Here is a 14,520-nt window from a genome sequence, read left to right as displayed (position 1 = left end):
CCCTTCCAAGTTCGGCACTGCCGAGTGTTGAGTCCCACGAGCCGGGGGCTTCAAACATCTCGGGTGCGGCGGATGTCGCGGGCCCCAATGCGACGCACAGCGAGTACATGGTGGACCCAGCGGCGTCGGACGGCAACCCCATGGAGTTTCCGAATTTCCGCGGCGCCGGGACGAATCCGCTCGCAGGCCCGATGACCAGCCAGGACGCGCACCGGCTGGTCGACGAGGCGGTCGCGGCGCTGGACGACTCCGGCGTGTCGCCGCCGGGCCGCCTCTCCCCCGACGACGGATCGGGCGGAACCCTCGGGGCGGTCGGGCCGCGGACGATACGCGTCGAGAACCTCGGGTCCGGCGGGTTCCTGGCCCCGGGCGAGCGGGCCCGGCCGGCGGAGATGTTCCTCGGGCCCAAAGGACTCCCCACCGCGACCATCGCGACGCCCGAGCGGCGGCGGGTCGCGCCGCCAGGCGAGCGGGCCGGGACCGAGCGGTCGCCGAACGACCGGGGCGGCGACGGCACCGAGCACCCACACGAACAGCAGCACGCGGACCGAGTGCCCGCGGATCGGATGAGCCTGGATCGAGCCCGACGGCCCGACCACGCGCCGGCCGACCGCGGGCATCAGCATGACCGGGCAGTGAACGACCGCGCCCCCTCCGCCGAGCGACCCACGAACGAGCACGGCGGGCGGGCCGAGCGCGGGGGCAACGAGCACGAGTCACGAGCCGGTGGACCCGACTGGCCCGCCAACGACCGGACGATCGAGAACCGGCCGCGACGCACCGAGACAGAGACCGAGACCGAGGCTCAGACCGCCCCGGCCGACGAGCCGGAGACCCCCGGCGAGGCGACCGAGACCGCCGAGGGTGGGAAACCGCGCAACACGCACGAGCCGGACGCGAGCCGCACAGGCCGCAAGAACGCGCTGCCCCGGCCGAGCCGGCGGGAGCCGATGCTCGACGACCGGTACGCGGCGCCCCGCAAGAAGCTGATCGCGCCGGCGGCCGACGACTCACCCGAGGTACCGCCGCCGCCGAGCTATCAGGCGCTCGCCGGGGGCACGGTGCCGGGCGACCCGACCGCCACGTACACGGCGATCATCGGGGCCCGGCTGCGGGCGATGCTGCCGTGGCAGTCCGGCGACGATCCGATGGCGGGCATTCTCCGGGTACACCGGCAGATCCATCCATCCGCGGACATCGCGCTGCTGCGCCGGGCATATGCGACCGCCGAGCAGATGCACCGCGGGCAGATGCGCAAGAGCGGCGAGGCCTTCATCTCGCACCCGCTGGAGGTCACCGAGATCCTCGCGGACCTCGGGATGGACACGACGACGCTGGTCGCGGCCCTGCTGCACGACACCGTCGAGGACACCGACTACACCCTCGGGGCGTTGGAGCGAGACTTCGGCGGCGAGGTCGCGCTGCTCGTCGACGGCGTCACGAAGTTCGACAAGATGTTCTACGGCGCCGACGCCGAGGCCGAGACGATCCGCAAGATGATCGTCGCCGCCGGGCGGGACGTGCGGGTGCTCGTCATCAAGCTCGCCGACCGGCTGCACAACATGCGCACCATCGACGCGCGGTCGGTCAAGAGCCGGGTCCGCATCGCCACCGCGACGCGGGAGGTGCTGATCCCGCTGTGCGAGCGGCTCGGCATCCAGGCGCTGAAGCGGGAGCTCGAGGACTGGGTGCTGCGGGCGGTGTCGCCCAGCGGCTACGCGGTGGTCGCCGACTACGTGGAGCAGCGGGTCGGCTGGGACGGCTACCTCGAGAAGATCATCTCTGCCGTGAGCGGCGACCTCAAGCGCTTCGGCCTCGACGCCACCGTCTCCCCCCGGCCGCGGCACCTGCACTCCATCTGGAAGGACACCGTCGACGGCAACCACGCCGAACCGCACGACCTGCCCCGGGTCGTGATCGTGGTCGACGGGCCCGACACCGACTGCTATGCGGCGCTGGGCGCCGTCCACGGCAAGTGGCGGCCGGTCCCCGGGCGGTTCAAGGACTTCATCGCGACGCCGAAGAACAACAACTACAAGTCGCTGCACACCACGGTGCTCGGGCCCGAGGGCCGCTCGGTCGAGGTGCTGATCCGCACCGTCGAGATGCACCAGGCGGCGGAGTACGGCATCGTCGCGAACTTCCGCTACCCGAGCACCGCCGCGCGCTTCGGCCCCGCGTCCAAGGCCGAGCAGCTCGACTGGCTGCGCCGGCTGCTCGACTGGGAGGCGGCCGCCTCCGACCCGTCGCAGTTCATCGCCTCGCTGCGCTGCGACCTCGCCGAGGACCAGATCCTCGTGCTCACGGCGGGCGGCGGGCGCCCGGTGCTGCTGCCCGAGGACGCGACGCCGGTCGACCTCGCGTACATCCTCGGCGCCGACGTCGGCAACCGATGTATCGGCGCCCGGGTCAACGGCCGCCTCACCGCGGTCTCCTCCCCCCTCGCCGACGGCGACACGGTCGAGATCATCACCCGCGCCGGCCAGCGCGACGAGTTCGACTTCGACGCGGACGCCCCGGCGCGCGGGCCGTCTCCGGAATGGCTGGACTTCGTGCGTACTCCGCACGCCCGCCTCCACATCAGCCGATGGTTCGAGGCCCACGAGGCCCCGGCGATCACCGTCGCCAACAAGGTCCGCCTGGGCCGGCTCGCCATCGGGCTCGCGCTGCGCCAGCAGGGCCGCGGCCTCGCCAGTGACCTGCCGCTCGTGCGCCTCGCGCCCCGCCTCGGCTTCCCCGACCTCGAGACCCTCCTCGTCGCCGTCGCCGACCACGCCCGCACCGCCGACGAGGTCGTGGCCGAGCTGATCGCTCTGGTCGACCACTCGCCGCATTAGCCCCGCGCGCGATTCACTAGCCTTACCGGATGACCGACATGCGTGGGCGCGTGCGCGCGCTGGCGTACCGCACGTTCTACCGGCTCCCCGGGCGCTGGAAGCGGCGAATCGTGCGCACGTTCCAGCCGACGTACACCATCGGCGCCGTCGCGATCGTCCGCGACCCCGCGCTCACGCAGATCCTGCTGCTGCGCCAGCCGCCCGGCGCCGGCTGGTCGCTGCCGGCCGGGCTGATGGACCGCGGCGAGACCCCGGCCCAGACCGCCGCCCGCGAGCTGCACGAGGAGACCGGCGTCAGGCTCCCGCCGGAGCGGATGCGCCCGGCCGCCCCCAACGCGATCGTGCACACCCGCGGCCAGTGGGTCGACATGGTCTTCGAGGCCGAGATCGAGCCCGGCGACGAGCTCGTCGTCGACCACGCCGAGATCCTCGAGGCGGCCTGGCACCGGGTCGACAACCTGCCGCCGCTGACCGTGTCCACGTCCCGGCTGCTCGCGCACTACGGCATCGGGCCGTACAAGGACTACCCGGAGGTCCTGGAGGCATGAGCGCCGACGTCTGCGCCGTGGTCCTCGCGGCCGGTGAGGGCCGGCGGCTGCGGCCGCTGACGGAGCACCTGCCCAAGGCGCTGTGCCCGGTGGGCAACGTCGCGCTGCTGGACCGGGCGCTGGAACGGGTGCGGCGGCTCGGGCTGGACCCCGCCGTCAACGCCTGCTACCTCGGGCACCTCGTCGCCGAGCACGTCGGCTCGCGCGCCCACCTGTCCGTCGAGCCCGGCGACCCGCTCGGCACCGCCGGCGGGATCGGGCTGCTGCGGGACTGGATCGGCGGGCGGGGCGTGCTGGTGGGCAACGCCGACGCGTACCTGGCCTCGGAGCTGGCCCCCGGCGCGGACATCGCCGCGCTGCTGGACGGGTGGGACGGGGACACGGTGCGGCTGCTCGGGGTGCCGGGCCCGCCGTACGAGTTCGGCTCCCACCGCTTCGCCGGGTTCTCGCTGCTGCCGTGGGACCTGGTGAAGGGTCTCGAGCCGGAGCCGTCCGACCTCGTCCGGCTCGCGTGGCGGCCCGCGGAACGGCAGGGGCGGCTGGAGGTCGTCGAATACCCGGGCACCTACCTGGACACCGGCACTCCCGCGGATTATCTGGCGGCGAACCTGCATGCGGTACACGGGGAAAATCTCGTGGCCGCGGACGCCGTCGTGACCGGAACGCTCGACGGGGCCGTCGTCGGCAGCGGGGCCCACGTCGCCGGACGGGTCAGCGGCGGGGTGGTGTGGCCGGGCGGGGTCGTCGCGGCGGGCGAGACCCTGCGGCAGGCGATCCGGGTCGGCCGGTCGCTCACCGTCCCCGCGCACTAGCATGGCTGTTGTCCACAGGCCGGAAGGAGCTCCGCAGGTGATCACCGCGATCGTCCTCATCGACTGCGCCACCGACTCGATCCCGGAGGTGGCCGAGAACATCGCCAACCTCGACGGCGTCAGCGAGGTGTACTCCGTCGCCGGCAACGTGGACCTCATCGCCATGGTGCGGGTGCAGCAGTTCGACGAGATCGCCGAGGTCATCGCGAACCGCATCTCCAAGGTTCCCGGGGTTGTGGAGACGGACACCCACATCGCATTTCGTGCGTATTCCCGCCACGATCTGGAAGAAGCTTTCGCGATCGGGCTCCCCGACGCCGACTAATTCCTGTTTGCCCTGCTGAGGCCCCTTTGCAGTGGTTCAAATCGCATCGAATGCGGGCTCCGGAGGCGGTACCCTCGCCGCCATGAGGATCGGCATCGTAGGAGCCACCGGGCAGGTCGGCAGCGTCATGCGCCACATCCTGGCCGAGCGGCAGTTCCCGGTAGACGAGTTGCGCCTGTTCGCCTCCGCCCGCTCGGCGGGGCGGACCATCGACTGGCAGGACAAGCAGGTCACGGTGGAGGACGCGGAGACCGCGGACTACGCCGGGCTGGACGTCGTGCTGTTCTCCGCGGGCAAGGGCACGTCGAAGGAGCTCGCCCCGAAGGTGGCCGCCGCGGGCGCCGTCGTGATCGACAACTCCTCCGCGTGGCGGATGGACCCCGAGGTGCCGCTCGTCGTCGCCGAGGTCAACCCGCACGCCGCCGCCAACCGGCCCAAGGGGATCATCGCCAACCCGAACTGCACCACGATGGCCGCGATGCCCGTGCTGCGCCCCCTGCACGACGAGGCCGGGCTGGTGGCCCTGGTCGCCTCGACGTACCAGGCCGTCTCCGGCGCGGGGCTGGCCGGCGTCGCCGAGCTCGACGAGCAGGTGCGCAAGGTCGCCGACGGCGCCGCGGCGCTCGCCTTCGACGGCTCCGCCGTGGCGTTCCCGGCCCCGGCCAAGTTCGCGCGGCCGATCGCCTTCAACGTGCTCCCGCTCGCCGGCGGCCTCGTCGACGACGGCTCCTTCGAGACCGACGAGGAGCAGAAGCTGCGCAACGAGAGCCGGAAGATCCTCGAGATCCCGGACCTCCGCGTCTCCGGCACGTGCGTCCGCGTGCCCGTCTACACCGGGCACTCCCTGCAGATCAACGCCCGCTTCGCCCGGCCCATCTCGGTCGCGCGCGCGACGGAGCTGCTGGCGTCGGCGCCGGGCGTGGCGCTGAGCGACATCCCGACGCCGCTGCAGGCCGCCGGCGCCGACCCGTCGTTCGTCGGCCGCATCCGCGTGGACGAGACCGTGGACAACGGCCTCGCCCTGTTCATCTCGAACGACAACCTGCGCAAGGGCGCGGCGCTGAACGCGGTGCAGGTGGCGGAGCTGCTCATCGCGTAGTGGCCCGATTACACCGCGCCCACCTTCAATGTGATCAACTTGAATGGCCGTGCTAGGCTAGGTGTATATCGGAATGCGGCACCTCGAGGGTCTCTGCATTGTCTGAGCTCTCCCGGGTCGGACGCGTGCGATGGTTTCGCGTCCGGCCCGGGCCCTCAGAGGTGGCGGCCGAACCAGTCGAGGATCGCGTCGAAGCGCTGGATGCGGTGCGACGGCCGGCCGGTCCTCGACAGCTCGTGCCCCTCCCCCGGAAAGAGCAGCAGCTCGGCCGGGGCGCCGTTGCGCTTCAGGGCCACGAAGAGGCGGTAGGCCTGCTCGACGGGGCAGCGCCAGTCCTGCTCGGAGTGGATGATGAGCATCGGCAGCGAGATGCGGTCCGCGTAGGACAGCGGGCTCTGGCGGGCGACCTCGCCGCCGTACAAGGCGTCGGCGAAGAACCAGCCGATGTCCGACGAGCCCGTGAAGCTGTCGATCGCGTTGACGGCCCGCTCGGAGACGGCCGCGCGGAAGCGGTCGCCGTGGTGGGCGGCGAGCCAGGTGGTCATGAAGCCGCCGTGGGAGCCGCCGAGCACGCCGACGCGGGACGCGTCCAGGCCGGGGTCCCGCAGGGCCTCGTCGAGCAGCGCCAGCAGGTCGGTCGCGCTCACCTCGCCCACGTTGCCGCGGATGGGCTCGCCGTGGGCCTCGCCGTAGCCGGACGAGCCGCGCGGGTTGCCGTAGACGACCGCGTAGCCGGCGTCCGCGTAGACCTGGGGCTCGTCGAAGAGGCGCCAGCCGTACTGGCTGTAGGGGCCGCCGTGGATCATGAGGAGCACCGGGTGGGGGCCCTCGCCGGCGGGGCGGACGATCCAGCCGTGGACCGGGTAGCCGTCCGGGGCCGTGGCCGTCAGCTCGACCTGCTCCAGCGCCTCGAAGCCCTCGTTGAACGCCGTCAGCTGCCGGCCACCGGCGTGGAGCTCGCCCCAGTTGGACGGATTCGCCTCATTTGTCACGATAACACCGTTTTGGCAGGCGAACGCGGCCACCTGGAGGGCGCCGGTCACGAGGGGCGTCGGCTCCTCGCCGGTGTACGGGACGCGCAGGAGCTCCACCGCGCCCCGGTTCTCGGTCGTGAACAGGGCGCCCTCCGGCGTCACGTCCATGTCGCCGCCCGGCATGGCCAGGTGGTGGCGCGCCGGGTCCAGCAGCGGGACCGCCTCGCCGCCCTCCAGCGGGATTGACCAGAGGGACTCGTTTCGCAGTACCGCCGCCGCCGGAGACGCCGTGAAGAGGACCGCGCGGCCGTCCGGGCGGAAGCGGGGCCGCGCGGCCGCGAACGTGCCGCTGGTCAGGACCCGCTGGTCCGAGCCGTCCGCGCGGCAGACGCACACGTCCGCGGCCCAGTCGTCGCCGGGCGGGGCGAGGTAGGTCAGCCACTCGCCGTCCGGGGAGAAGCGCGGGTCGCCCTGGCCTTCAATCAGCCGGGTGAGCTCGCCCGTCGGGGTCACCGTGAAGATGTGGGACGGGCGGTCGCGGAAGAAGCCCAGGCCGTCCAGGCGGTTGAAGACCTGGGTGAGCCGTCTCGGGGGTTCGCCGTCGGGGCCGATCCGCTCGCCGTCGTCCGTGCTGGCGGTGCCGTAGCGGGACTCCTGCGGTACCCGGGCGGAGAATGCCAGCCGGGCACCGTCGGGCGACCAGTCGGGCACGCCCGCGCCCAGGGGGCAGTCGGTCAGCGGCCACGCGTCGCCGCCGGTCAGCGGCAGGAGCCACAGCTGGGGCTTGGCGGCCTTGTCGGCGCGGCGCAGGAAGGCGAGGAGCCGGCCGTCGGGCGAGAAGCGCGGGGCGCTGTCGTGCCAGCCGCGGGTGAGCTGCTCCGCGGGGCGCGAGCCGTCGACCGGCACGAGCCAGAGCTGCGAGGTGTACGAGTCGGTGGCGAGATCGGCGCGCGCGACGGCGACGACAGCGACGCGGCCGTCGGGGCTGAGGGTCGGCGTCCCGGGTGTGCGGATTTGCGGCAGATCGGCGGGTTTCACGAGCAGCACAGTAACCGCGAGGGGGCCGCATTACTTGCGGGTAACCTCCTACCCCTACCCTACGAGCATGGAACCGACGCTGGAGACCGTGGTTCGCGGGTCCGACTCGATCGCCCTGCACGTGTATCCGGCGCCCGATGACGCGCCCACGCTCGCGGTGCTCTGGCCGGCCATGGGCGTGCCCGCCCGGTACTACCGCAAGTTCGCGGGCGAGCTGGCCGCGGCCGGCGTCGCCGTGGTGGTCGCGGATCTGCGCGGGACGGGGGCGAGCTCGCCGCGGCCCGGGCGGGGGTCGCGGTACGGGCTGGGTGATCTCACGGCCGATGTCGACGCGGTGCTGACGCACCTCAAGCCCCGGCGGGCGGGGCGGCGGACGATCCTGGTGGGGCATTCGCTGGGCGGGCAGGCGTGCGCGCTGCACCTGGCCTTCGAGGCGGCGGGGGCGTACGGGGCCGCGAGCGATGTGGCCGGGCTGGCGCTGCTCGCGGTCGGGCTGCCGTACTGGCGCAGCTACCCCGGCGGGCAGCGGCTGCCGATCCTGCTGCAGACCCAGGCGCTCGGGGTGGCCTCGGCGGCGCTGCGGGTCTGGCCCGGCTGGGGCTTCGGGGGGCGGCAGGCTCGCGGGGTGATCCGGGACTGGGCGTACACGGCCCGCACGGGGCGGTATCCGCGCCTCGGCGGGGTCGATGTCGAGGCCGCGTTCGCGAACGTCAGGACGCCCGTCCTCGCGGTCGACGTGGCCGGGGACCGGTACACGCCGCCCGGGACCGTGTCCCGGCTGCTCGACAAGCTCTCGGCGGCGCCGGTCACGCGTGAGCGCTATGCGCCCGAGGCGGCCGTCGACCACTTCCGCTGGGCCAAGCACGGCGAGGAGTTGGCCGGTCGGGTCGCCGCGTGGGCACAGGGCCTGTAGATCGGGGTGCCGGGGGTGCCGTTCCTCTTTGTAGCACCATAACATGCCGAGACAATTTCACGTTTTTTCCGTCACCGCGCGATCACCCACCGCGATGACAGAGACGAATCGGCCCCCGGATTCCTATGAATCCGGGGGCCGTCTCGTGTTGGATCAGGGGCTCAGTGACCCGAGCCGATCTCCTCGCGGTTGGCGTCCTCCACCGTGCGCTGCGACGGCTTCGCCGGAGGGGCGGCCTTCTCGATCGGGTAGAAGAAGCCCTTCACCGTCGGCGCGAGCGCGCCGAGGCGGTTCATCTTCTTCGGCACGACCCAGCCACCGTATTCGAGGCCGTGGTGGCCATCCCCCTCCGCGTGGCCGTTCGCCGTCGGCAGCGGCTGGTGCACCTCGATGAAGCGGCCGTCCGGCAGGCGCCGGATGATGCCCGTCTCCACGCCGTGCGACAGGACCTCGCGGTCGTGCTGCTGCAGGCCCAGGGCCAGGCGGTACGCCACGTAGTAGGCCAGCGGCGGCAGGACCAGGATGCCGATGCGGCCGGCCCAGGTCATCGCGTTGAGGCTGATGTGGAACTTGTCGGCCAGCACGTCGTTGCCGCCGGAGATGAGCAGCACGACGTAGAACGCGATCGCCATGGCGCCGAGGGCCGTGCGGAACGGGTTGTCCCGCGGGCGCTCGAGCAGGTTGTGCACGGACTTGTCCTTGCTGAACCGCGCCTCGATGAACGGATAGAAGATCGGCAGCATGGTCAGGATGCCTGGCAGCACCACCGTGGGCCAGAAGATCGGCGGCAGGGTGTAGCCGTCACCCCATCCGAACAGGTCGAAGCGGATCTCCCACGCGGGGAACAGACGCGTCGAGCCGTCCAGGAACATGACGTACCAGTCGGGCTGGCTCGCCGCCGAGACCACCGCGGCCTTGTAGGGGCCGAACAGCCAGATCGGGTTGATCTGGAAGAGACCCGCGAGCGCGGCGATCATGGCGAACACGATCATGAAGAAGCCGCCGGCCTTGGCCGCGAAGCCGGGGAACATCCGCACGCCGACCACGTTCTCGTTGGTCCGGCCGGGGCCGGGCCACTGGGTGTGCTTCTGCTTCACCAGCAGGCCCATGTGGACGCTGATGAGCGCGAGCAGCGCACCCGGGATGAGCAGCACGTGGACGATGTACAGGCGGTCGAGGATGACCTCGCCCGGGAACTCCCCGCCGAAGAGCGAGGTGCTGATCCAGGTGCCGATGATCGGGATGGACAGGATGATCGCGGAGGCGATGCGCAGGCCGGTGCCGGACAGCGCGTCGTCCGGCAGCGAGTAGCCGCCGAAGCCCTCCAGGAAGCCCATCCAGAACAGCAGCACGCCGACGATCCAGTTGGCCTCGCGCGGCTTGCGGAACGCGCCGGTGAAGAAGACGCGGAACATGTGCACCACGATCGCGGCCATGAACAGCAGGGCCGCCCAGTGGTGCATCTGGCGCATGAACAGGCCGCCGCGCACGTCGAACGACAGGTGCAGGGCGGTGTTGTACGCCTGCGACATCTCCACGCCCCGCAGCGGGGTGTAGCTGCCGTTGTAGACGGTCTCGGCCATCGACGGGTCGAAGAACAACGCCAGGAAGATGCCGCTGAGCAGCAGCACGATGAACGAGTAGAGCGCGATCTCACCCAGCAGGAACGACCAGTGGTCGGGGAAGACCTTGTTCAGCAGGCGGCGCAGCGGGGTGGCCGCCTGGAACCGCTCGTCGAGCGCCCCCGCCGACTTGGCCGGCAGGGCGCGGAGGTCGATCTTGCGCCGTTTCATGGCCGCTCCCAGAAGGCGGGTCCGATGGCAACCTTGTAGTCGGACGTCGCGACGAAGTATCCCTCATCGTCCACGGTGATCGGCAGTTGCGGCAGCGCCCGGCTGGCGGGGCCGAAGACCGGCCGCGCGTTGTCGGTGATCTGGAACTGCGACTGGTGGCACGGGCACAGCAGGCGGTTGGTCTGCTGCTCGTAGAGGCTGGCGGGGCAGCCCGCGTGGGTGCAGATCTTCGAGTAGGCCACGTAGTTCTGCCACTGCGAGCCCTTGTTGATTTCCTTGGCGTTCTTCAGCGTCTCCAGGGCGTCCCCCTCACGCAGGTGCATGAGCAGGGTCGGCGAGTCCGCGTACTTGTTGCTCGCGCCGCCGGGGATGCCGGGGAAGACGGTGATCTGGCCGCCGACGCTGACGTCGGCCGGGCGGATCGGGGTGCCGTCCTCGTGGGTGAGGCGCACCGGCTTGCCGCCGTTCTTCTTCGGGTCCCAGCCGGTGGTGAAGAAGACGTTCTCGCCGTTCTGCGTCGGCGCCTTGATCATCGAGCCGACGAGCAGCGCGCCGGCGACCGCGCCGAGCGGGGCCGCGCCGGCCGCGAACGCCAGGCCGACGAACTTGCGGCGCTTGAGGCCGAGCTCGTCGCCCATGTTCAGGATCGTGGCCGCGGTGAGCTTCTGCTCGGTGCTGTCCGACGCCCCGTCGTGGCGCTCCTGGATCGAGACCTCCTCGGGGAGGAGCTTCTTCGACCAGGTGATGATGCCCAGGCCCAGGGTCAGCAGGGCCAGGCCGAGCGTCGCGCCGAGGATCGGCGTGTAGTACGGGTACAGCTTCTGGTAGGTCGCGTCGCCGTGCCCGTAGTGCCACGGCCACGCGATGAAGGCGACCACGAACACGGTCCCCATGAGCCCGGTGAGCAGGAACAGGAAGGCCAGCACGCGCTCGACGCGCTTCTCGGCCTTGGTGCCCGGCACCGGGAAGCGCGGCGCGTAGTGCACGATCTCGACGCCGTCGCGGCGAGCGCCCTCCTTGACGAGGTCGAACCGGGTGAGGCTCGGGTCGCTCGCGTCGAACTGCTCCTCCGTGGGAGCGGTGTGGGTGGTCATGACTTCCCTGCAATCCACAGCGTGGCGAACACGAGCGCCGCGATACCGACGAGGAAGATGACAAGCCCCTCGGGGACCGGTCCGTAGCGGCCGATGTTCCAGCCACCGGGGTCCGTCGACGACGACTTGTTCAGGGTCTGGATGTAGGCGATGATCGCGGCCTTGTCGTCCGGGCTCAGCTGGTTGTTGCCGAACACGGGCATGTTCTGCGGGCCGGTCAGCATGGCGCCGTAGATGTCGCGGTTGGTGGAGTGCTCCAGCGTCGGGGCGAACTTGCCCGAGGACAGCGCGCCGCCGCCGGTGCTGAACGCGTGGCAGGACGAGCAGTTGACGCGGTAGAGCTCGCCGCCGTGCGCGACGGTCTTCGGGTCGGCCTGCGCCTTCTTGACGTCCTCATCCAGGCTCTGCGCGCTGGGCAGCTGCGGCCCGCCGCCGAGTTCCTGGATGTAGGCGCCGATGTCGGCGGCGTCCTTCTCGCTGTACATCGGCGCCTTGCGCTGGGCCTGCGCCTCCTGGCGGGCCAGCGGCATGCGGCCGGTGTTGACCTGGAACTCGACCGCCGCGGAGCCCACGCCGATCAGGCTCGGGCCGCGGTCCTGCACGCCCTGCCCGTTCGTGCCGTGGCAGGTGATGCAGCTGGTCTCGTACAGTTCCTTGCCGTGCTTGGCGGCGTCCGAGAGGGCCGGCACGTCCTCGGCGCGGCCGACGCCCGGGGCGTATGCGCTGTAAAGGCCGCCGACAATCGTGAGCGCGGCGATCAGGCGCACGGCCGCCTCCAGCCGGCGGCGCAGCTTGCCCCGCGCCGCGCGCGCGCCTCCCGGCACCAGCCGGGCAAGCGGCCGCTTGCTCTGTTCGGAAGTCATGGCCTCACCTTTGTCGTCATCACCTATGTCGTCTCGGTGGTTGTTCGGTGGTGGTGGTCCCTGCGGGGGTGGTCCAGAGCGTGACGGGGCCCGGATGCGACGACCTACTGCAGGAAGTAGATCATCGCGAACAGCGCGATCCAGACCACGTCGACGAAGTGCCAGTAGTACGACACGACGATCGCCGCCGTCGCCTGGGCCGGCGTGAAGCGCCCCATCGTCGTGCGGATGAGGTAGATGACGAATGCGATGAGGCCGCCCGTGACATGGAGGCCGTGGAAGCCGGTCGTCAGGTAGAACATCGAGCCGTACCCGTCGCCGTTGATCTTCACACCCTCGCCCACGAGGTTGCGGTACTCGTTCACCTGGCCGAGCACGAAGGTCAGACCCATGATGAACGTCAGCGCGAACCACCGGCGCAGGCCGTGCACGTCACCGCGCTCGGCGCGGAACACGCCGATCTGGCAGGTGATGGACGACAGCACGAGGATGACGGTGAACGTCAGAGCGTAGGGAATGTTCAGCGCCTCGGTGTGCTTCTCCCAGAGCTCCGGCGCAGCCGCGCGGATCGAGAAGTACATCGCGAAGAGCGCCGCGAAGAACATCAGTTCGCTGGAGAGCCACACGATCGTCCCGACACTGACCATGTTGGGCCTGGTCAGTGAGTGGATCTGGCTCTTGGCAATCGCTGGGGCCGCAGTCACAGCGTCATTATTGCCCCCGATCATCACCGAGTTTGCGCGGGGTCCACCAGACACGGACGATTCGTGCGGCGGCATAGTGTGGACACGTGCTCCAAGCTGCCGAATCAGGTCCTCCGACCGCCACCGCGATCCTCGGGTCGTTCCACGTCTCGTGGCTGACGCTGGTGCTGCTCGCCGCCGCCGGGCTGTACCTGGCGGGGGTCGTGAAGCTGCGCCGGCGCGGCGACCGCTGGCCGCTCGCGCGGACCCTGTTGTTCCTGTTCCCGGGTCTCGGAGCCATCGCGTCTGTCACGATGAGCGGAGTCGAGGAGTACGACACGACGCTGCTCAGCGTCCACATGGTGCAGCACATGGTGCTGTCCATGATCGCGCCGATCTTCCTGGCGCTGGGCGCTCCGGTGACGCTGGCACTGCGCACGCTGCCCGGTGGCGGGCGCCGGACCCTGCTCGCGGTCGTGCATTCGCGAGCGGCGCGCATCCTGGCGTTTCCGTTGGTGGCGTTCGGCTTCTTCGTCGTGACGCCGTTCGTGCTCTATTTCACGAATCTGTACGAGCTCACGATGCGCCACGAGTGGTTCCACGAGGTCACGCACGCGCATTTCATCGCGGTGGGCTGCCTGTTCTTCTGGCCGCTGATCGGGCTGGACCCGCTGCCGGGGCGGTGGCCCTATCCCGCCCGCGCGCTGCTGATGTTCCTGTCCACGCCGTTCCACACGGTGCTCGGGCTCACGATCATGCAGAGCAAGACGCTGCTGGGCGGGGACTGGTATCCGTCGCTGCACCTGAGCTGGGCCGACCCCGTCGCCGACCAGGTCCTCGCGGGCGGGATCCTGTGGGCCGGCGGCGAGTTCGTCTCGGTGACGATGCTCGCGGTGCTGGTCGTGCAGTGGATGCGCCAGTCGGACCGGGAGGCCAGGCGCATCGACCGGCGCCTCGACCGGGAGGAGCGGCTGTCGCAGGAGGAGGCGGAGTGGTCCGCCCGCACGGGAATTTCCATAGCCCCTGACGGGGCACCGACCGCGAAACTCGAGGACGGTACGATCCCGGAGGCAGACGCCACACGAGGAGCAGCGCGCACATGAGCGAGCACATTGTCCTGCTGTACAGCGACGACGCCGAGGTCCGCGACCGCATGCGGCTGGCCATCGGCACCCGCCCCGCGGCCGACCTGACGGTGAAGTTCGTCGACGCGTCGACGTACGCCGAGGTCGTCAAGCTGGTCGACGACACCGACGTCGACCTGCTGGTGCTCGACGGCGAGGCGACGCCCGGCGGCGGCCTGGGCATCGCCCGGCAGCTCAAGGACGAGGTCAACGACGCGCCGCCGGTGGTGCTGGCCATCGCCCGCGCCGCCGATCGCTGGCTGGCGTCCTACGCGAAGGTCGAGGGCACGATCATGTACCCGCTCGACCCCGTGACCACCGGGGAGACCGTCTCCGGCCTGCTCCGCGCATACCCCGCCATCCGCCGGTAGGGCGCTGCGGCGCACCGGCAGGGCCGCCGGTGCAGCACGCGGGTGC

General features: G+C 71.0%; 13 protein-coding genes. 8 read left to right on the top strand and 5 right to left on the bottom strand.

All coding sequences use genetic code 11. The features are described 5' to 3' along the window. The first annotated feature begins 1,061 nt into the window (after nucleotides 1-1,061). The 5 genes from AC6JBM_RS52420 (at nucleotide 1,062) to AC6JBM_RS52400 (ending at nucleotide 5,621) form a co-directional block, all read left to right on the top strand. On the top strand, nucleotides 1,062-2,837 hold the full coding sequence (locus AC6JBM_RS52420) for a RelA/SpoT family protein (RefSeq protein ID WP_497986730.1): 1,776 nt from the start codon (nucleotides 1,062-1,064) through the stop codon (nucleotides 2,835-2,837). A 29-nt stretch (nucleotides 2,838-2,866) separates the two neighbouring features. Beyond that, nucleotides 2,867-3,385 carry an NUDIX hydrolase gene (locus AC6JBM_RS52415; RefSeq protein WP_497980972.1) on the top strand — a complete coding sequence of 173 codons (519 nt, stop codon included), beginning with the start codon at nucleotides 2,867-2,869 and terminating at the stop codon, nucleotides 3,383-3,385. Further along, nucleotides 3,382-4,197, top strand: a complete 816-nt coding sequence (locus AC6JBM_RS52410) for a nucleotidyltransferase family protein (protein WP_497980971.1) — start codon at nucleotides 3,382-3,384, stop codon at nucleotides 4,195-4,197. Before AC6JBM_RS52415 ends, AC6JBM_RS52410 begins: the two co-directional genes overlap by 4 nt. A 37-nt stretch (nucleotides 4,198-4,234) precedes the next feature. Continuing rightward, a complete protein-coding gene (locus tag AC6JBM_RS52405; protein ID WP_433079229.1) occupies nucleotides 4,235-4,522 on the top strand; it encodes an Lrp/AsnC family transcriptional regulator in 288 nt (95 codons plus the stop codon). 82 nt (nucleotides 4,523-4,604) lie between these two features. Beyond that, nucleotides 4,605-5,621: an aspartate-semialdehyde dehydrogenase gene (locus AC6JBM_RS52400; protein ID WP_497980970.1), complete on the top strand. Its 1,017-nt coding sequence runs from the start codon at nucleotides 4,605-4,607 to the stop codon at nucleotides 5,619-5,621. A gap of 155 nt (nucleotides 5,622-5,776) precedes the next feature. Here AC6JBM_RS52400 and AC6JBM_RS52395 read toward each other — a convergent pair whose 3' ends face one another. After that, a complete protein-coding gene (locus tag AC6JBM_RS52395) occupies nucleotides 5,777-7,633 on the bottom strand; it encodes a S9 family peptidase (protein ID WP_497980969.1) in 1,857 nt (618 codons plus the stop codon). A gap of 67 nt (nucleotides 7,634-7,700) precedes the next feature. Here AC6JBM_RS52395 and AC6JBM_RS52390 point away from each other — a divergent pair, with 67 nt between their 5' ends. Next, nucleotides 7,701-8,546, top strand: a complete 846-nt coding sequence (locus AC6JBM_RS52390; RefSeq protein ID WP_497980968.1) for an alpha/beta hydrolase family protein — start codon at nucleotides 7,701-7,703, stop codon at nucleotides 8,544-8,546. Between the two features lie 161 nt (nucleotides 8,547-8,707). On the opposite strand, the gene qcrB is transcribed toward AC6JBM_RS52390, so the two are convergent. The 4 genes from qcrB to ctaE form a co-directional block, all read right to left on the bottom strand. Next, complete coding sequence (gene qcrB / locus AC6JBM_RS52385) at nucleotides 8,708-10,339, bottom strand: cytochrome bc1 complex cytochrome b subunit (RefSeq protein WP_497980967.1); 1,632 nt, start codon at nucleotides 10,337-10,339, stop codon at nucleotides 8,708-8,710. Then, nucleotides 10,336-11,433 carry a cytochrome bc1 complex Rieske iron-sulfur subunit gene (gene qcrA, locus AC6JBM_RS52380; protein WP_497980966.1) on the bottom strand — a complete coding sequence of 366 codons (1,098 nt, stop codon included), beginning with the start codon at nucleotides 11,431-11,433 and terminating at the stop codon, nucleotides 10,336-10,338. Before qcrA ends, qcrB begins: the two co-directional genes overlap by 4 nt. After that, a complete protein-coding gene (qcrC, locus tag AC6JBM_RS52375) occupies nucleotides 11,430-12,296 on the bottom strand; it encodes a cytochrome bc1 complex diheme cytochrome c subunit (protein ID WP_350614990.1) in 867 nt (288 codons plus the stop codon). Before qcrC ends, qcrA begins: the two co-directional genes overlap by 4 nt. A gap of 104 nt (nucleotides 12,297-12,400) precedes the next feature. Continuing rightward, nucleotides 12,401-13,000, bottom strand: a complete 600-nt coding sequence (ctaE, locus tag AC6JBM_RS52370) for an aa3-type cytochrome oxidase subunit III (protein ID WP_433079243.1) — start codon at nucleotides 12,998-13,000, stop codon at nucleotides 12,401-12,403. 86 nt (nucleotides 13,001-13,086) lie between these two features. Here ctaE and AC6JBM_RS52365 point away from each other — a divergent pair, with 86 nt between their 5' ends. Together AC6JBM_RS52365 and AC6JBM_RS52360 are read left to right on the top strand one after the other, a co-directional pair. Beyond that, the gene (locus AC6JBM_RS52365; RefSeq protein WP_497980965.1) at nucleotides 13,087-14,082 is read left to right on the top strand and encodes a cytochrome c oxidase assembly protein; all 996 of its coding nucleotides are present in this window, start codon (nucleotides 13,087-13,089) and stop codon (nucleotides 14,080-14,082) included. Beyond that, a complete protein-coding gene (locus AC6JBM_RS52360; RefSeq protein ID WP_497980964.1) occupies nucleotides 14,079-14,474 on the top strand; it encodes a response regulator in 396 nt (131 codons plus the stop codon). The genes AC6JBM_RS52365 and AC6JBM_RS52360 overlap by 4 nt, the downstream gene beginning before the upstream one ends. The last annotated feature ends 46 nt before the right edge of the window (nucleotides 14,475-14,520 follow it).

Source organism: Dactylosporangium thailandense (assembly GCF_059739745.1).
Note: the sequence above shows the minus strand (reverse complement) of the source record. Positions and strands in the feature narration are given on the sequence as shown.

Excerpts from the sequence above, each read along its gene's own strand:
- AC6JBM_RS52415 (WP_497980972.1), top strand. The coding sequence starts at position 2,867 with ATGACCGACATGCGTGGGCGCGTGCGCGCGCTGGCGTACCGCACGTTC.
- AC6JBM_RS52410 (WP_497980971.1), top strand. The coding sequence starts at position 3,382 with ATGAGCGCCGACGTCTGCGCCGTGGTCCTCGCGGCCGGTGAGGGCCGG.
- AC6JBM_RS52400 (WP_497980970.1), top strand. The coding sequence starts at position 4,605 with ATGAGGATCGGCATCGTAGGAGCCACCGGGCAGGTCGGCAGCGTCATG.
- AC6JBM_RS52390 (WP_497980968.1), top strand. The coding sequence starts at position 7,701 with ATGGAACCGACGCTGGAGACCGTGGTTCGCGGGTCCGACTCGATCGCC.
- qcrB (WP_497980967.1), bottom strand. The coding sequence starts at position 10,339 with ATGAAACGGCGCAAGATCGACCTCCGCGCCCTGCCGGCCAAGTCGGCG.
- qcrA (WP_497980966.1), bottom strand. The coding sequence starts at position 11,433 with ATGACCACCCACACCGCTCCCACGGAGGAGCAGTTCGACGCGAGCGAC.
- qcrC (WP_350614990.1), bottom strand. The coding sequence starts at position 12,296 with ATGACTTCCGAACAGAGCAAGCGGCCGCTTGCCCGGCTGGTGCCGGGA.
- AC6JBM_RS52360 (WP_497980964.1), top strand. The coding sequence starts at position 14,079 with ATGAGCGAGCACATTGTCCTGCTGTACAGCGACGACGCCGAGGTCCGC.